This window comes from Klebsiella sp. JN_Kp127 (assembly GCF_040062505.1).
In the GTDB taxonomy this organism is placed as follows: Bacteria; Pseudomonadota; Gammaproteobacteria; order Enterobacterales; family Enterobacteriaceae; genus Klebsiella; species Klebsiella quasipneumoniae.
This window is the reverse complement of sequence record NZ_JBEAHS010000053.1, coordinates 209,894-227,045: the sequence shown is the minus strand read 5'-3', so window position 1 is coordinate 227,045 and position 17,152 is coordinate 209,894. Positions and strand designations below refer to the sequence as shown.

Annotated in this window: 4 protein-coding genes; all 4 read left to right on the top strand. The window is 54.1% G+C overall.

Annotated elements, in window-relative coordinates; translation table 11 throughout:
- Positions 1-21 precede the first annotated feature (21 nt).
- The 4 genes from ABLV04_RS23095 to ABLV04_RS23080 all read left to right on the top strand — a co-directional run bounded on the left by ABLV04_RS23095 (position 22) and on the right by ABLV04_RS23080 (position 16,993).
- On the top strand, positions 22-12,621 hold the full coding sequence (locus ABLV04_RS23095) for a DUF1983 domain-containing protein (RefSeq protein ID WP_348816232.1): 12,600 nt from the start codon (positions 22-24) through the stop codon (positions 12,619-12,621).
- A 62-nt stretch (positions 12,622-12,683) separates the two neighbouring features.
- Complete coding sequence (locus ABLV04_RS23090) at positions 12,684-14,126, top strand: tail fiber domain-containing protein (RefSeq protein WP_348816231.1); 1,443 nt, start codon at positions 12,684-12,686, stop codon at positions 14,124-14,126.
- A 461-nt stretch (positions 14,127-14,587) separates the two neighbouring features.
- Positions 14,588-15,457, top strand: a complete 870-nt coding sequence (locus ABLV04_RS23085; protein ID WP_348816230.1) for a hypothetical protein — start codon at positions 14,588-14,590, stop codon at positions 15,455-15,457.
- Between the two features lie 342 nt (positions 15,458-15,799).
- Positions 15,800-16,993 (top strand): outer membrane protein transport protein, encoded by a 1,194-nt coding sequence (locus ABLV04_RS23080; protein WP_348816229.1) that lies wholly within the window; start codon positions 15,800-15,802, stop codon positions 16,991-16,993.
- Positions 16,994-17,152 lie beyond the last annotated feature (159 nt).

Genomic DNA, 17,152 nt, shown 5'->3' with positions numbered 1-17,152 from the left:
GGCTTTTTTTATGGGCGTAATATGGCAAATAACATAATTAAAGGGCGCAAGGGTGGCGGCTCAAAGCAGCGTACACCGACGGAACAGCCGGATGATTTACAGTCCGTTGCGAAAGCCAAAATTCTGCTCGCATTAGGTGAGGGTGAATTTGCAGGTGGTTTAACCGGGAAAGATATTTATCTTGATGGCACCCCGCTTGAAAATGCTGATGGTTCGCAAAACTTCAGTGGAGTATCCTGGGAATTTCGCCCCGGCACGCAGGCTCAGACTTATATTCAGGGTATTCCCGGTACTGAAAATGAAATCAGTGTAGGAACGGAAGTTTCCAGCAAGACAGCCTGGACCCATACCTTTACTAATACCCAGCTTTCTGCCGTTCGTGTTCGTCTGAAATGGCCGTCCCTGATGAAACAGGAAGATGACGGCGACGTGGTGGGCAATACCGTCAAGTATGCGATTGACCTGCAGACCGACGGCGGCGCCTGGCAGACGGTTCTGGAAACCGCTGTCACGGGTAAAACCACCTCCGGTTATGAGCGGAGCCATCGTATTGATCTGCCCCAGGCCGGCAGTACCTGGACGCTACGCCTGCGTAAAATCTCTCCGGATGCAAACAGTGTCAAAACTGGCGACGTGATGACGCTGCAGAGCTATACCGAAGTGATTGACGCGAAGCTGCGTTATCCCAACACCGCGCTGCTTTATATCGAGTTCGACTCCAGCCAGTTTAATGGCTCCATTCCGCAAATTTCCTGTGAGCCGCGCGGGCGCGTGATTCGTGTGCCGGATAACTACAATCCGGAAACCCGCGAATATACCGGCGTCTGGACCGGCGGGTTTAAATGGGCCTGGACGGATAACCCGGCCTGGATCTATTACGACATTGTTATAGCTGACCGTTTTGGTCTCGGTAATCGTCTGAGCAGCGCCAATATTTCGAAATGGACGCTGTACCAGATTGCACAGTACTGCGATCAGCTGGTTCCTGACGGGCGCGGTGGTGACGGCATGGAGCCGCGCTATACCTGTAACGTCTACGTTCAGGAACGCAACGATGCTTACACCGTGCTGCGAGACTTTGCCGCCATTTTCCGGGGCATGACCTGCTGGAACGGTGAGCAGATTGTTGTGCAGGCTGATATGCCGCGTGATGTCGATTTTACCTATACGCGCGCCAATATTATCGGCAAACCCCGTTATTCGAGCAGCAGCAGCCAGGTTCGGTACACCAACGCCCTGGTTTCCTGGTCTGATCCGGATAATGCTTATGCTGATGCAATGGAGCCGGCATTTATCCCGGAACTGGTTTCCCGCTACAGTTTTAACCAGCTCGAAATGACGGCGATTGGCTGTACGCGCCAGAGCGAAGCCCACCGTAAGGGGCTGTGGGGCATACTGACCAACAATAAGGACCGCATGGTCGAAATTGATGTCGGGCTGGACGGTCGCATTCCTCAACCCGGCTATATTATTGCCCTGGCGGATGAGTTGCTGGCCGGACGGGTCAACGGCGGGCGAATCAGCGCGGTGAATGGCCGGGTGATTACGCTGGATCGTGATGTGGATGCCAAACCTGGCGACCGCCTCCAGCTAAACCTGCCATCCGGGATCTCACAGAGCCGGACTATTCAGGCTGTTAACGGACGCCGGCAGATTACGGTCACCACGGCGTACAGTGAGACGCCAGAACGGGAATGCGTCTGGGCCGTTGAATCCGATGACCTCTTCCTGCAGCAGTACCGGGTTACAGGGGTAAAAGAGAACAGCGATGCCACCCTCACGATCACCGGCGTGGCACATGACCCGGATAAATTCGCGCGCATCGATACCGGCGCTATTATCGACCAGCGCCCGGTTAGCGTATTGCCGGCGGGCAACCAGTCACCTCCTGACGATATTGTCATCACATCCCGCTCGGTCGTGAATCAGGGGATCAGCGTCGAAACGATGCAGGTTAACTGGTCAGCGGTCAGCGGCGCTATTGCCTACGAGGCACAGTGGCGCCGTAACGACGGGAACTGGATTAATGTGCCGCGCAGCTCGACCACCTCGTTTGAGGTCAGCGGCATTTATGCCGGTCGTTATCTGGTTCGTGTCCGCGCGATAAATGCGGCGGAGATCTCGAGCGGGTGGGCGTATTCCGAAGAGAAAACCCTGACCGGCAAGGTCGGCGAGCCGCTGGCACCGCTGGCGCTGGCAACCCGTTCGCTGGTTCATGGGGTCCAGGTTAGCTGGGAGTTCCCGACCGGCTCCGGGGATACGCTGCGCACGGAACTGCAGTACAGCAAAAATCAGGACGGCAGTGCACCGATGCCGTTATCAGACGTGGCCTACCCGGGGAAAAGCTATCAGCAGATGGGCCTCAGTATGGGCGCAGAATTCTGGTATCGGGCGCGCCTTGTGGATCGTCTTGGCAATGAAAGCCCGTGGACCGGCTGGGTCCAGGGGATGGCCAGCGATAACTTTGATGACTACTACGAAAACCTGACCGACGCGATCAAGGATACGGCTGCCTGGGAGGAAACGCAGCGCACCATTAGCGAAACGCAGGAAGGTATCCGCAATACGCAGCAGGAACTGGAGCAGACCGCTGAAGCTCTGCGCAAGGAAGCCGAAGACCAGGCGAAGCAGGTCAGCCAGGATATTGATGCATCGGCGAAAAGCATCACGGCTGATGTTGACGGGAAGATCTCCGCCGTGAATAAAACCATCACGGATGAGATCACCTCGGTCAATGAGGCTCTCGATTCTGGTCTGGCTCAGGCAAACAAAGGCGTTCAGGAGGCAAAATCCGCCGTCGCAGATGCGAACAAGCAGATCGCAACTGTGAACCAGTCGCTGACCGACAGCATTACCCAGGTAAGACAGTCAGTCACTGATACGGCTACGGAAATCAACGCCACCATCGACCTGGAGATTGCCAGGGTCAGCAAAACGCTGGCCGACGGTGATGCCGCATTGAATGCGCAGATTAAAACTGCCGAGAATGGCCTGAAGCAGTCGCTGTCTCAGGTCAACACCACGCTGACCAATGCGGTGAAACAGGAGACCGCGGATCGTATCGCTGATGTTAACGCGAAGGCGGCACAGGCCGCTGATGAACTGCTGGCGGCAACGCAGGGGATTGAGGCGAGTATCGAGAGCCTGTCTGAGGCCGTGACCTCCGGTGACGAAAATCTGGCACGCCAGATCTCACAGATTGCCGCTGGCACAGGGGAGCAGTTTGACGCTCTGGAAATCTGGTATTTCGACAAGGATGCCGAAGGCTGGACGGAAGACGACAACGGCTACACGCCAATGAGCGTCACCAGCGATGGCTGGCTGAAAGCCAACAATTCGACTTCAACCTGTCGATCTCCTAACGGCCTGACGATCGATGCCCATGCTTATCGTTTCATTAAGATGCGCATTAAAAAGGTTGGCAACCCAACCTGGAATGCCAAAATGTTCTGGATCGGCGCTGATGAAACCGGCTGGAATGCTGGTCGCTCCGTGGTTATCAGTGAGCCGGAATACGATGACAAGGGTATTGCGATTCTGACCCTGCACGACATTGAGTGGCGGGATTCGACAACGATTCGTCGTTTCCGCTTCGATTTCACAACGGGCCAGGATGCGGACAACTATCTGTTATTTGACTGGATCGCCGTTGGCCGGCCAGCACCCGGCGCCAGTACGGCGGCTCTGCAGGATGTGCGCAGTACGCTGAGCAACGCGCTGACTGCCGAAGCGCAGGCACGCAGCACGCTGGCGGCGCAGATGCGTGGCTCCTATGAGGGCAGCGATCTGGATAAAGTCACCTCCGGGCTGCTGTACCAGGAAAAAACCGCGCGCGTTACCGCCATCTCGGCAGAGGTTAAGGCCAGAGAGTCCCTGCAGACGCAGTTTAACGACAACAAAGCTGCTGTTTCTGGTGAGCTGAGTTCTCTGACGACAGAGCAGAGCGCGCAGGCGAGCCGTATCGGTGGCCTGGAAACCAGCCTCGGGAAAAAAGCCGATGCGGCCGCGCTGACGTCCCTGACGCAGAAAGTTGAGCAACAGGGCGCCACGCTGACATCGCAGGGCGCCGCGTTAACATCGCTCACTAACCGGGTTGGCCAGACGGAAACGGGCCTGGCTGGTACGAACGAGGCGCTGAACGGGCTGCAGTCTGTTGTTACCCAGCAGGGCGACAGGATAACCAGCCAGGGTCAGTCCATCACGAAACTGACGAGCGATTTGGGCACGACAAATGCCGCGCTGGCGAAGAAAGCGGAGGCGGCTGCGGTCACTGCCTTAACGCAGCAGATAGAGCAAAACGGGCGGGATATTCGCAGCAATTCTGACAGCATCACCAGCCTGTCGAATCAACTGGTCAATGGCCAGGCGAATCGCTGGTCCCGTCGGATCTATCCTGTGCTGCTGGCTACCGCCGGGACAGTCCCGTCATTCAGCGATATTCGCGCCGTGGCGCCAACGGTCGTGGATGAGGTGGCTGACGCGGCCAAACTGGACTTTACGTCCGCCGGCAGCTATCTGATCGCGCAGTATTCCTGCCAGGTGAAAGTGGCAGCAGATACCACCATCACACTGGCGCCCGGCGCCAGGGTTTTTGATGATACCGGCGCCATATTTGTGAATGGGGTTCAGGTCGCCTGGGGTAACGCCAGCTGGAATACCGTCAGTTTTGAACTGAAAACCGGCTGGAACACCGTTGATTTTCTGGTGAATCAGTGGACCGGCCAGGCGTATATCAACCTGGGCCTGAAGGTGTCAGACAAGGTTGCTGAGATGTACTCCGGTCTCGGGGTTTCGGCGCTGGCAAACGCAGCCGGCGTGCTCAGCTCGAATGTCAGCCAGATTGGCAACGATGTGGTCAGCAATTCGCAGAGCATCACCCAGCTCCGGAATGCGCTGACGCAGACAGACGCGAACGTGTCCAGCAAAGCCGATCAGACGGCGATGAACTCGTTAACCGGACGAGTGGAGAAGACGGAATCCGGGCTGACGGCTGCTAACGCCAACATTACCTCGCTGAAATCCGCTGTACGGGCCGGAAACGCATCAGGTGGAGATTTAATTCCCAACCCGACATTTGACCCGGCTTACGACCAGATGGGGTTTAGCGTCTTATCCACGACGGCTGAGGAGGTCCCTCCTGGCTGCCCGTATGGTTATGCGGCCAGAATTGCCAGCCGGGATCACCATCCTAACTTTGCCGCGTTCCCGGCCACGCTTAACGATGTGATTGAGATCAGCGCACTGGTTGCCTGCGGCGCCGGCACGGCGAATTTTAATCTGTATGTTGGCACCGCCGTTCGGCCAGATACGAGCACCGGTGCGCCACTCATGGCGGGGGGCGGAAAATCACCTTCCGCGACCTGGCAGAGAACCACCTGGCGCTTCAAGGTCACGCAGGCGATGGTGGACAGGGGTTATATCCGCCCGTTCCTGCAGATCTCGCAGAACAGCCCGTATGGCACCGTATGGTTCGTTACGGACTGGCATATGCGAAATGTGACAGCGGCGCAAAAGGTTCAGGATACTGCGGATGCCACGGCGGCGGCGGTTGACTCCCTGACCACCACCGTGACGCAACAGGGTAATCTGCTGACCTCGACCGGCAACCGGACAACCCAGCTGGAAAACGGGCTGGCAACCACCAATGCCGCAGTGGCCAAAAAGGCTGATGCGACAGCGTTGCAGGATTTGACCAATACCGTCACACAGCTGGGCAATGACCTGACGGCTGCGAACAGCGCCATCACGAAACTGACCGGAAATCTGGCGAATACCGATAAAGCGCTGGCGCAGAAAGCCGATGCGACTGCGCTGGCCACGCTCGACACGAAAGTGACGCAGCAGGGTAAAACGCTGGAGAGCCAGAGCAATTCGCTGACGAATCTGTCGAACAGCCTCTCGCAGGTCGCGGCAGATCTCGATGCCAGCGGTCAGATACCGGGTAACCTGGTCGTGAATCCCTCGTTTGAACGCGGGCTGGATGGTTACACCGGGCGGTCAACCGCGACCAGTGTGGTGGAGGTTTCCGTTCCTCACGGCGGGACGCGGGCGCTGAAGGTTGATCCGGGGAATGTGACTCCGGGGCAATACATCCCGTTTGTTCAGGGGCGAACCTATGAAATCGGGGTGTGGGTCAAGGAACCCGGAGCGACGACGGATAATGGCGCGGGGAACAACAAGCTGCGGATCGGCAACTCTGCCGGCCAGCCGGTTTTTGAGCGTCCGTACAACAGCGGTACGGTGGGGACAAACTGGACCCTGATTTCCGGTCGCTGGAAAGCGACGGAGACAGCCAGCCTGCCGGTGACGCTGAGTAACTATCTGATTAGCGGCAGCCGCTACTTCGATGATTTTTACGTCACTGACGTTACCGACCGGGTGGACATCGATGCCACCGCCGGCGCCGTTACCGGACTGACGAGCCGGGTCAGCACAGCGGAAGGGGCCATCACCTCACAAAGCCAGCAGCTGACGAACCTGCAGAACAGCCTGAACACGACCAACAGCAATGTGTCGAAGAAGGCCGATGCAACGGCACTGACTTCGGTCGATAACCGGGTGACAGAGGCGGAAGGGAGACTGACCACACAGAGCCAGCAGCTGACAAATCTGGCGAATGTGCTGACGGCCACCCGCAACGCCGGCGACAACCTGATCCCGAACTTTGATTTTCTGCAGGGCAGCACTGCCTGGGATATTCAGTATCCAGCCGGTGTGACCTTTGGCGATTTCGGGGACGGGAAAGCGGGGGTACGGCTGAACCGGACGACCACGACCAGCCCAGGCATTTTCTCCAACAACAACAAGCCGGTGCCGCTGAATGGCCAGCGCAAGTATCGGGTGGTGGTGAAGGCCAAAGGTGTTTCCGGCGCGATGAGTCTGCTGATCCGTCGCCAGAACAAAATCGGCCAGACGGACAGTACGTATGAGGATAAAACGGTCACGCTGACCACTGACTGGCAAACCATCACCTGGGAAACCGGATTGACGGCTGCCGGCGCGGACGGGCAGAACTTCAAACTTTATTCTCATCCGACAAACGGTGAAATCTGGCTCGATTCAGTCCGGGTGTTTGATATCACCGATGAAACCAACATCAAGGCGACCAGCGATGCTGTTTCGTCTCTGACCGGGACGGTGACGAACCAGGGGAACACCCTGACATCACAGGGGCAATCCATCACGGCGCTGAATAACGCGCTGGAAGGGGTCAAGGGCGATGTGGCGAAGAAGGCTGATGCGTCGGCGGTCAGTTCACTGACCAACCGGGTTACCCAAACTGAAAAGGATATCCGTAGCCAGGCCGACAGCCTGACCAGCCTGAATACATCGCTGAAGCAGCAGGCGACACGGGGAGCCAACGTACTGCCGGACGGCAGTTTTGAATCCTATGCCGTCGGCGATGTTCTCAGTAATGCCCGCGCCGTTATCACCAGTGAAGCTGCTCACAGCGGGACCAAAAGCCTGCGTGTTACGCGCAGTACGGAGTACAACCCGAACGCGACGGATAATAACGATACCCATATCTTTTCAGGCATGCAGGTTCGCGATAACGCGGTCTATTACGTGGAGGCGTGGGTTAAGTTGCCGGCTGGCTCGACTGCCGATCCGACCGTTTATATGGTGCTCGGATTTTCCTTCCAGGATTCTGCCAATGGCTGGTCGTGGCCTGGCCTGAACGTGAAAGTCTCCGAGTTGTCGGTGGACAACTGGACAAAAGTCAGTGGCTATCTGACCAACAACCGAACCGCGCTAAAACAGGCAATGGTGAGGATCTCCATCCCGAATACACCAAAAGTTCGCCTGGGTGACGCCTTCCTGATTGATGATCTGATCATCACTGACGTGACCGATGCGAAAGCGGCGCTCGATGCCGCCGATGCGAATGCGCAGGCGCTTTCCAGTCTGTCCGCGTCAGTCACGCAGAACGGGAAGAATATTACGTCTCAGGGCAGCGCGATCACGAAACTGCAGTCGGATGTGACGCAACTTGGTAAGGATATCAGCGGCAAGGCCGATGCCAGCGCGCTGACGAATCTGACGACCCGCGTGACGGCTACCGAAGGCGGTCTGAAATCGCAGGGAGACAGCCTGACCAGCCTGCAGAACAGCCTGAACACGACTAACAGCAATGTGGCGAAGAAGGCTGATGCAACGGCGCTGCAGAGCCTGCAGAATACCGTTGAACAGCATGGCAGGGATCTGACCACGCAAAGCAGCGCGCTGACGAACCTGGAAAACAACTTTTCCTCCCTGGCCGTGGGCGGGACCAACCTTATCCGCAATGCGGACACACTGGAAGGATGGCGCAGCCGCCACGCCACAGAGACCTATCTGGGCGACCGCGTGGCCTACACCCGGCTGGCGAAAGGTGCATCCGGTTATACCCTGCTGGATGAACAGACGCTGGACGTTACCGGGCGTACGGAATTTGTATTCAGCTTCTATGCGAAAGGGGCTTATGACGGGCAGGAGATGGCGAGTTATTTCTATAACCCGTCGAACACCACCACCACGGAAACCAGCCAGGGCGTTAAAGGCGGGGCCGGTGACGGCAAGGCGGTCACGAAACTGACCACCGCATGGGCGCGTTACTGGGTGAAATGGGTTATTCCTGCCACCAGTGGCACCAAACGGCTGATTGCCGCGCGTCTGGAAAGCGCGACGTCTGCCGACAAAGAAGTCTGGCTCTGCCGCCCTCAGCTGGAAACTGGGACCGTGATGACCGACTGGTCACCGAGTCCGGATGATGCAGCCAGCGGTATTACCGCGAACACATCGGCCATTAACAGCATCACCAGTCGGGTGACGAATGCCGAGGGGCAGCTGACCGCGCAGTCTCAGAGCATCACGAATCTGCAGAACAGCCTGAACACCACCAACAACAACGTGGCACAAAAGGCCAGCGCGCAGTCGGTGAGTGATCTCACCAGCCGGGTCACCAGTGCGGAAGGCAAAATCACCTCCCAGGGGCAGGCTATCACGAAGCTGCAGGGCGATTTGAGCAGCACCACCGATAAGGTCAACACCAAAGCGGATCAGACGGCGCTTAACGCGCTGACTGGCCGGGTTGAGAAAACCGAGGCAGGCCTCACGGCAGCCAACAGCAACATCGTCAGCCTGACGGCGGCGGTGAATGCCGGGAATGCTGCCGGGGATGATTACATTCCAAACCCGTCATTTGATCCGGCGTATGACCGCATGGGTTATGACGTGGTGGAGACCACCGCCGATGGTGTGCCGGCTGACTGCCCGTTCAGGTATGCCGTCCGGCTGGCCGGGCGAGACCATGTGCCAAAAATCAACAATATCGCCGTGACGCCGGGCGACGTTTACGAAATGTCTGCTCTGGTAGCGTGTGGTACCGGCAGCGCTGACTTTAATTTCTACATCGGTCGGGCCACCACTGCTACTGGTGGCATCGGGGCGAGAGCGTCCGGGGGAAACACCAAGACCACCACCGCGTGGAAACGAGCCACCTGGCGCTTTACTGTGCCGGCAGACACGAACTTCCTGCGACCGTTCCTGCAGGTTAATCAGAGCAGCCCGTTCGGCACTGTCTGGTACGCTGCCGACTGGCATATGCGTAACGTGACGGCGGCGAACAGCGCGCAGAAAACCGCAGATGCGACCGCAAAAGCGGTGGATTCACTGACCACCACGGTTAGCCAGCAGGGCGATACGCTCAGCAGCATCGGCACGCGTACCACCTCGCTGGAGAACAGCCTCCGTTCGACAAACGATACGGTGAGTAAAAAGGCTGACACGACAGCGGTGACGCAGCTGCAGGGCACGGTGACGCAGCAGGGTAATGACATCGCGGCAGCCAACAGCGCGCTGACAAAACTCAGCAGCGATCTGGCCACGACGAATGCGAACGTGAACAAAAAAGCGGACGCAAGCGCGATGAACACCCTGCAAAACCAGGTCACGGAGCAGGGCAAAACACTCAGTGCGCAAGGGGATTCTTTGACGCAACTGAGTAACAGCCTGAGCCAGACGGCAGCAGATATTGACGCCAGCGGGAAAATGCCGGGCAACCTCATTGTCAACGGCAGTTTTGAGCGCGGCGCGGCGGGCTTTACCGGCTGGAGCAGTACCGCAACGGTGGCCGATTTACAGGTTCCGCACTCGGGTAACAAGGCACTGAAAATGTCTGCCGGCCAGTCTAACCTGGTCGGACAGGAAATCAGTATCACCCAAGGCCGTACCTACCGCATGGGGGTATGGGCGAAGCAGGATCCGGGGACCACGATTAAAGATGCGGGTAACACGAAGTTTCGTGTGGCCGACAGCACTGGCCTGCTGGTCGGCTCAAACTACGGACCGTTTAGTTCTGGCTGGCAACTGGTAACGTTTGACTGGAAAGCCACGAAGACCACAATGGCCAGTTTCCAGCTGACGACCTTCCTCAGCGCGGGGGCAATGTATTTTGATGATTTCCATGTTCTCGATGTTACGGATGAAAAGGATATCGCGGCTAACGCCGGGGCCATCTCTCAGATGAATACCCGCGTCACCGCTGCGGAAGGGGCTATCACCACCCAGGCGCAGCAGCTGACGAAACTCAGCGGCGATCTGGCCGTCACGAATGCGGCGGTCAGTAAGAAGGCTGAGCAAAGCGCTGTCACCGGGTTGACCACCCGGATGACGTCTGCTGAGGGTAAACTGGATTCGCAGTCGCAGCAGCTCACCAGTCTGCAGAACAGCCTGACCACGATGAATACGGAGCTGGGGAAAAAGGCTGACACGTCCGCGGTGAGTTCACTGACCGGTCGCGTCAGCCAAGTGGAAAACACCATCACCAGCCAGTCGCAGAGCATCACGTCGCTGACCAGCACCATCAATACCATCCGCACTCAGGGAGCTAATCCGTGGGTTGACGGTACATTTGAAAGCTACAGCGATGGCCAGGTGCTGGGCGGGAGCGGTACCGCCGTTGTGGTGGCGTCTCAGAAATTCACCGGCGATAAGAGCCTGAAGTTGAGACGGGATGAGAACAACGGCGGCAACAGCGATAAACAGCTTGGCACCTGGCAGTCAGTCCGTGAGGACGCGAAGTTCCGGTTTGAGTTCTGGGCCATGATGCCGGCGGATCAGGCGCCCTCCTCCGGGTGGACGACGCTGGTCGGTATCCAGTCGCAGAATGCTGCCGGGCAAAATGCCTGGCAGGCGGCGGTCACTATCAGCGAAGCCTCTCTGGGAGCGCGCGATAAATGGGTGAAATTCACGGGTATCGCCAGTAACAACGGGGCGGGCAGAACACGCGCGGTGGTCTGGATCTCCACCCGTGGCGCCACCGGCAACGGTACCCCTGGCTATTCACTGTATATAGACGATCTGGTCATCACGGATGTTACCGATGCGAAAGCGGCACAGGATGCTTCTGACGCGACGGCGAGCGCTGTGAGCGGCCTGACGGCGCGCGTAACGGATGCCGAAGGGAAAATCACCGCTCAGGCGCAGCAGCAGACTGCACTGGCCACGAAAGTGGATAACGCCAACTCCCGCGTCGATAACATGGCGAAGACGCTGAGCGACAGCCAGAGCACACAGGCCAGCCTGAATACCTCGCTTCAGTCGCAGATTGACGCGCAGGCGGCCGCCAACATCAAAAACCAGACGACGCTGGACAACACGATTAAATCGGTGGCCAGTATCACCAGTACCCAGCAGACGCATGCAACGGCACTGGAGGCGCTGGCAACGCAGCAGACGACCCTGACATCCAGTGTTGGGGATCTCAGCGCTTCCGTTCAGAACACTGCTAAAACCGTGGCGGATGTGAATGGTACGGTGAGTTCGCTGTGGTCGATGAAGGTTGAGACGGTTAACGGGAAGAATGTTGGCGCGGGGATTACGCTGGGTAGCAATGGTGAAACGAGCGACATGATCCTCTACGCCGACCGGTTCTCGCTGTTTAACCGTAACAATGCGACGGCAGTGCCGGTGATGATTGCCGAGGGCAATGAGCTGTATATCGATACGGCACGTATCAAAAACAGTTCCCTGACCTCAACCAAAATCGCGGACGGTTCCATCACGAACGCGAAGATCGGCAACGAGATCCGCTCGAATAACTTTGTTGATGGGTCGCAAGGCTGGCGTATCGCCAAGGATGGCTCTTCGCAGTTTAATAACGTGATCGTCCGTGGCAGGGTCGAAGCGAATAGCGGCGTGTTCCGTGGCACTGTCCAGGCGGATGCGTTCATCGGTGACATTGCGGTGGCCAAAAGTTACGACAGCCTGACTTTCCGCCGTAACCAGACGGTACAGCGGAACGGTGCGTATCAGAACAGGGGGTATAGCATGACAGTGGTTCTGGCCTGCACCCTGGTGTGCCAGACCTATGGGACGGGCAGTGGCCTGGGGTATACCTCTGATATTACGTTCAACATTGGTGGGCAGGAGGTAACCCGCCGTATCTTTGTCGATGCCGGTAATATCACAGCCGGCACCACGGCCTTTGAATTGCGGTTTGCCGCGCGCCTGGATGCTGACTACAACAATGTCGGCTTCTTTATCAAAGCGACAGGTCGTACTGCCGCGATTGATTACACCTGCACACTCGAGAACATCACCGCAACCGCATTTCGGACGGACAGCAGTTCATTTAGCTAACAGAGGCCCCGTAAGGGGCCTTTTCTTTTTCCAGAGAAAAACTATCCAGGAGCAACTTTATTATGGCGATGTATGAAGTCGGCACTGTCACGGGTGCAGCGTCGCAGGCACGAGTGACAGGTGCGACAACAAAATGGTCACAGGTGGCGCTGGGGATAATGCCCGGGTCGATTCTGGTGGTCTACCGCAGCGGTAGTGCTGACCTGTATGCGATCAAATCCGTGGACAGCGACACGCAACTGACGCTGACCCGGAATATCACCACCGCATTTTCCGGAGCCTCTTACGGCATTATTACCGCTGAAACCGCCAGCACCTCGTCGTTTGCTAACCAGCTGGCCAGCGCATTTGTATTCTGGCGTAGTGTGGTGGAGGGCTGGTCGATGGCCCTGACCGGCAGCGGCAATATCACCCTGACTGACCCGATCACCGGAAAGCAGGTGACCGTACCGGCGATAGCCGGGATGGCGAAGGCATCGGATCTTAACGCGCTGGCAAAACTCACTGGAGGAAACGACCTCGCCGGCTCGCAGGTTATAACCAGTGATAATGCCGGTTTTATTCTCGGTAAAAACTCAGATCTGGCTCTGCTCAAAAAACAGGGGCAAGGAGGGACAATGGCCGTTGGCTCGGGAACACCGTTCAGGGTTCAGCGCTCAAGAGCGACCACTGTATCACCGTCAGACACCTTTGATGACATCCTCGTTATTGGGACCGATAACCAGACGACTTTGCCCGGTGGGTTATCAGCTGGCGGCAACATCGATAACACGTCAAAGGGGAAGGTCCTGACGCAGTCGATCGAGCTGTCAATGAGCACGCCTTATATTGACTTCCACTACAACGGCAGCAGTGCGGATTATACCGCTCGCCTTATCCACGACAGGCAGAACCGCCTGAACGCGCAGGTACAAAGTTTTTGGGTAACGGACGGGAGGATCACAGCATCATCGACCATGCCAGCCAACCCAGCCATCGGAACGCAACTGACCTCCAATCCGGTACGCTCATTGATGGCCGGGCGCGGGGCCTATGGTGACGTGGACGGCGCTTACGTGCAGATGTACATGGAAGAGCAGGTCGGGACTGAGCACCGGCTTGTGTTGTACGCGGATGGCTTCGGACGCACTGACGCATGGATTTTCCGGGCTGGCGGCACCATTACCACCGGGAAGGGTGACGTTATGACCACCGGATCAGACGTGCGTTTGAAGGAGGTATTCACAAAAGCGCCTCAAAACGCTCTGGATCGGGTCGACCGTTTAGGTGTGTGCGAGTATCAGATGAAGGGAGAAAGTCGAAGGAGGCGGGGTTTTATCGCGCAACAGGCTGAAACCGTAGATTCAATTTATACATTCATGGGGATCGAACAAGAGATAGGCGGAGATAGGTTCAAAGTGATGAATGTGGACTATGTAGCCATCATTGCAGATCTTGTATCGTCGGTGCAGGAACTGAGAAAGCAAGTCTCTAATTTAATGGAGATAAACAGTCAAAAGAAATGATGACAGTTCTGATGTGATTGAACAATAGCTATCCATTAAGAACATTTTTTTAAAGAAATGCTTAATGTAAACACAGAGTTTTTGTGATGTGAAATTAGGCCGCTAAACTCATATATCAAAATGGATTGGTCTCATGCAAAAGTCATTGAGTTAAAAGGTCTTTGTACCTTGCCAAATCGCAATACATGCGATGTCAGAAAACAGCACGCGAGTAGGTTTTATTAGCATTTTTAAAACATAATCCAGAATTAAATGCTTTTTGTGTTACCAGTTATTATTAACATGCTAATCTTATGTGCACGAATCATTTTCCTTCGACCTGGCGTGACTGTTTGCGCAAAGACTGATGGTATAATCTTTTGGAAAATGGGCTAACATTGGTTATTGCTAATAATAAAGTTTATGTCTTCCTAACTCTAAAGTCTTAGAATGCTATCCTAATACAAATCAAGAAGGTGCTTATGTTTCTTGAATCATTAATTTTGAAAATAAAAAGCAGTTTATGGGCTTATTTTTTACCAAATTTCATAACGAAGAGTAAAGCTAACAATGAAACATACAACTACTATGGTGTTTACTTTTCAGATGTAAAACAAGAGAAGTATGTCCTTTCGGAAATAGTCGATAATACTGTCATACTTTTGAAATGGGATCCCGAAACCAAATCCTACTCTGATAGAACGGCATTTTCAATCGCAGAAATCGAAATGATGAATGTCGAAATATTACATTGGTTGAAAAATGGGCCATTAAAATTTGACTCTATATTTAATTACACGATAAATCATTTCACCCGAGTTGCATATGTTAAAACTAGTCTTTCGAGAGTCAAGGGTCAAATACAATCAAAATTCCATTCCAATAATGAAATGATAGGGTTGGAACGTATCAATCTGTTGCAAATGTTGATCAATGAATTTGTGCATCAATCACCTGATAAGATTTACGATGGTGTTACATGCGATGAAACTATTGATATGATTTACGGAAATCTTTGGCGCGATCATATTAAAAATGAAGGTTTTCGAAGGAAAACTCTTTTGCTGCTACAATCATTCACTATTACTGGAGATGTTAAATATCAGAATGGAAGATACTACGTTCAGGGTCAAGCTATTGCAACCATCCTGTCCTGGCAAACCGAAGAAAAAAAGGAGAGACAACAATCTAAAACGCAAAAAAATATCAGCCGATTAATGTTGGTAATCACAGCTTCAACTTTCATGATAACAATTGCAATTTTAGCTCAGGCAGGGATTGTTAACCTGCATAATCTATGGGGTTATATTAAAGAGTTAGGACCTTTCCGTGTATTATTTAAACTAATTTGATGGCAATTGAAGAACTGATTTTTGAATGAGGTAGTAACAAGGTTGGTTTACCTTTCGTGTAACTGCCTCAGAAAGAATTGCACCAAAAAAATTGGACTGACGGCATGCAGCAAGTGTTTTAACTTTTTTATGCGGATAACTGATCTTACCAGAATGATAGTACTATGATTTTGAAAAGAAAACTGTTCCATTGATGTTCACGAGAACACCTTAATTAATAAGAATGTATTTTATTTGCTTAATAATCTAAAAGTTCTATAGTTTTTTTTTGGGGTGATGCATGATGCCACTAATATCTTAACGCAGGTGGTACCTTAAATACATGTAAATGCAGGGGATTTTATGAATACAAGAATAAAAATAACTATCTTGTCGGGGATTTTCGTTTCCACATTTGCTCATTCAAGTGCACTTTACTTTTATGAGATTGCAACGGAAGATTCTGCTTTGGCTGGGGCTGGCCAAGCGGCTCGCGCTCAGGATGCTTCCACGCTATTAACGAATCCTGCGGGTATGACTCGCTTGCCAGATCATATGGTCACCGGAGGGCTGCAGGCCATGGGGGGCGATATCTCTTATACGCTTGATGACAAATCTGGAGGACGTCAGAGCCCAGGCAACGTTATGAAACTTTTCCCGAATGCCAGCATGTTTTATACGCAGCGCCTGAGCAATACGGTTACTGCCGGTGTAGGGCTTTATGGCAATTATGGGCTAGGTATTGATTTTGGGAATTGGGCGGGTGACCGTTTAATTAAGAAAAGTACTATGGTGGCCATGACTCTTAGCCCTGGTATTGCTTGGAAACTGAGTGATAGAGTCTCAATCGGAGCAGCGACTGGCCTGAACTATGGTTTTCTGTCGTTAACGCGGAAGGTTGATGATAATGACGAAAAACAAAGCGATCACGACTGGGCAATGAACTACCGCCTTGGATTGCTGATGGAATTAACCGACCAGACCCGGGCGGGGATAACATGGACCAGTAAAACGGATTATCATTTTAACATCGACGGTAAGGCACGCTTTCCAAACTTACCTAACGTTGAGTATGACCTGCCTATTTCTGCACAAGTGCGTGCACCTCAGCAACTGATGATAAGCCTGGTGCATGATATCGACAAACAATGGTCTGTAATGGGGGATCTCGGTTGGCAGGACTGGAGTCAGTTCGGCAGTCCGCAAATTTCGGTCGATGGTAAAGCTAGCGACCGCAATAATCGACTAAAGGATACCTGGCATACAGCCCTCGGTGTGCAGTTTCGGCCTGATGAACAATGGCGGATTAATGCCGGAGTTGCCTTTGATAGTACACCATACAAAACGCAAAGCGATGTGGCGCTTTCTCTGCCAACCGGTGACGAGTGGCGCTTTGCTACCGGCGCGCAGTACCAGCTGACACCTGCCAGTAATATCGGATTTGCGCTTGAATACCTGCACATGCAGTCATCCCGGGTACAATCAACGGCCTTTGGAGGTGAATATAATAATCCATGGCTTTGGTTTGCCAGCTTGAATTACAGCTATCAATTCTAATTCAATATAATACCCTCTGAAATTTATCGATTTGGTAATAGTCTCTTTGTTGATCATAGAAGGGACTATTTTTCCTTTTCTTGTAACGCTAGCAACTATTAGTGCATGATATCTATTCGTTAAAACTGTGTGGTTGCTATAATTTTATCATTATTTCCG

Coding starts and splice junctions, on each gene's coding strand:
- ABLV04_RS23095 (WP_348816232.1), top strand. CDS start 22: ATGGCAAATAACATAATTAAAGGGCGCAAGGGTGGCGGCTCAAAGCAG.
- ABLV04_RS23090 (WP_348816231.1), top strand. CDS start 12,684: ATGGCGATGTATGAAGTCGGCACTGTCACGGGTGCAGCGTCGCAGGCA.
- ABLV04_RS23085 (WP_348816230.1), top strand. CDS start 14,588: ATGTTTCTTGAATCATTAATTTTGAAAATAAAAAGCAGTTTATGGGCT.
- ABLV04_RS23080 (WP_348816229.1), top strand. CDS start 15,800: ATGAATACAAGAATAAAAATAACTATCTTGTCGGGGATTTTCGTTTCC.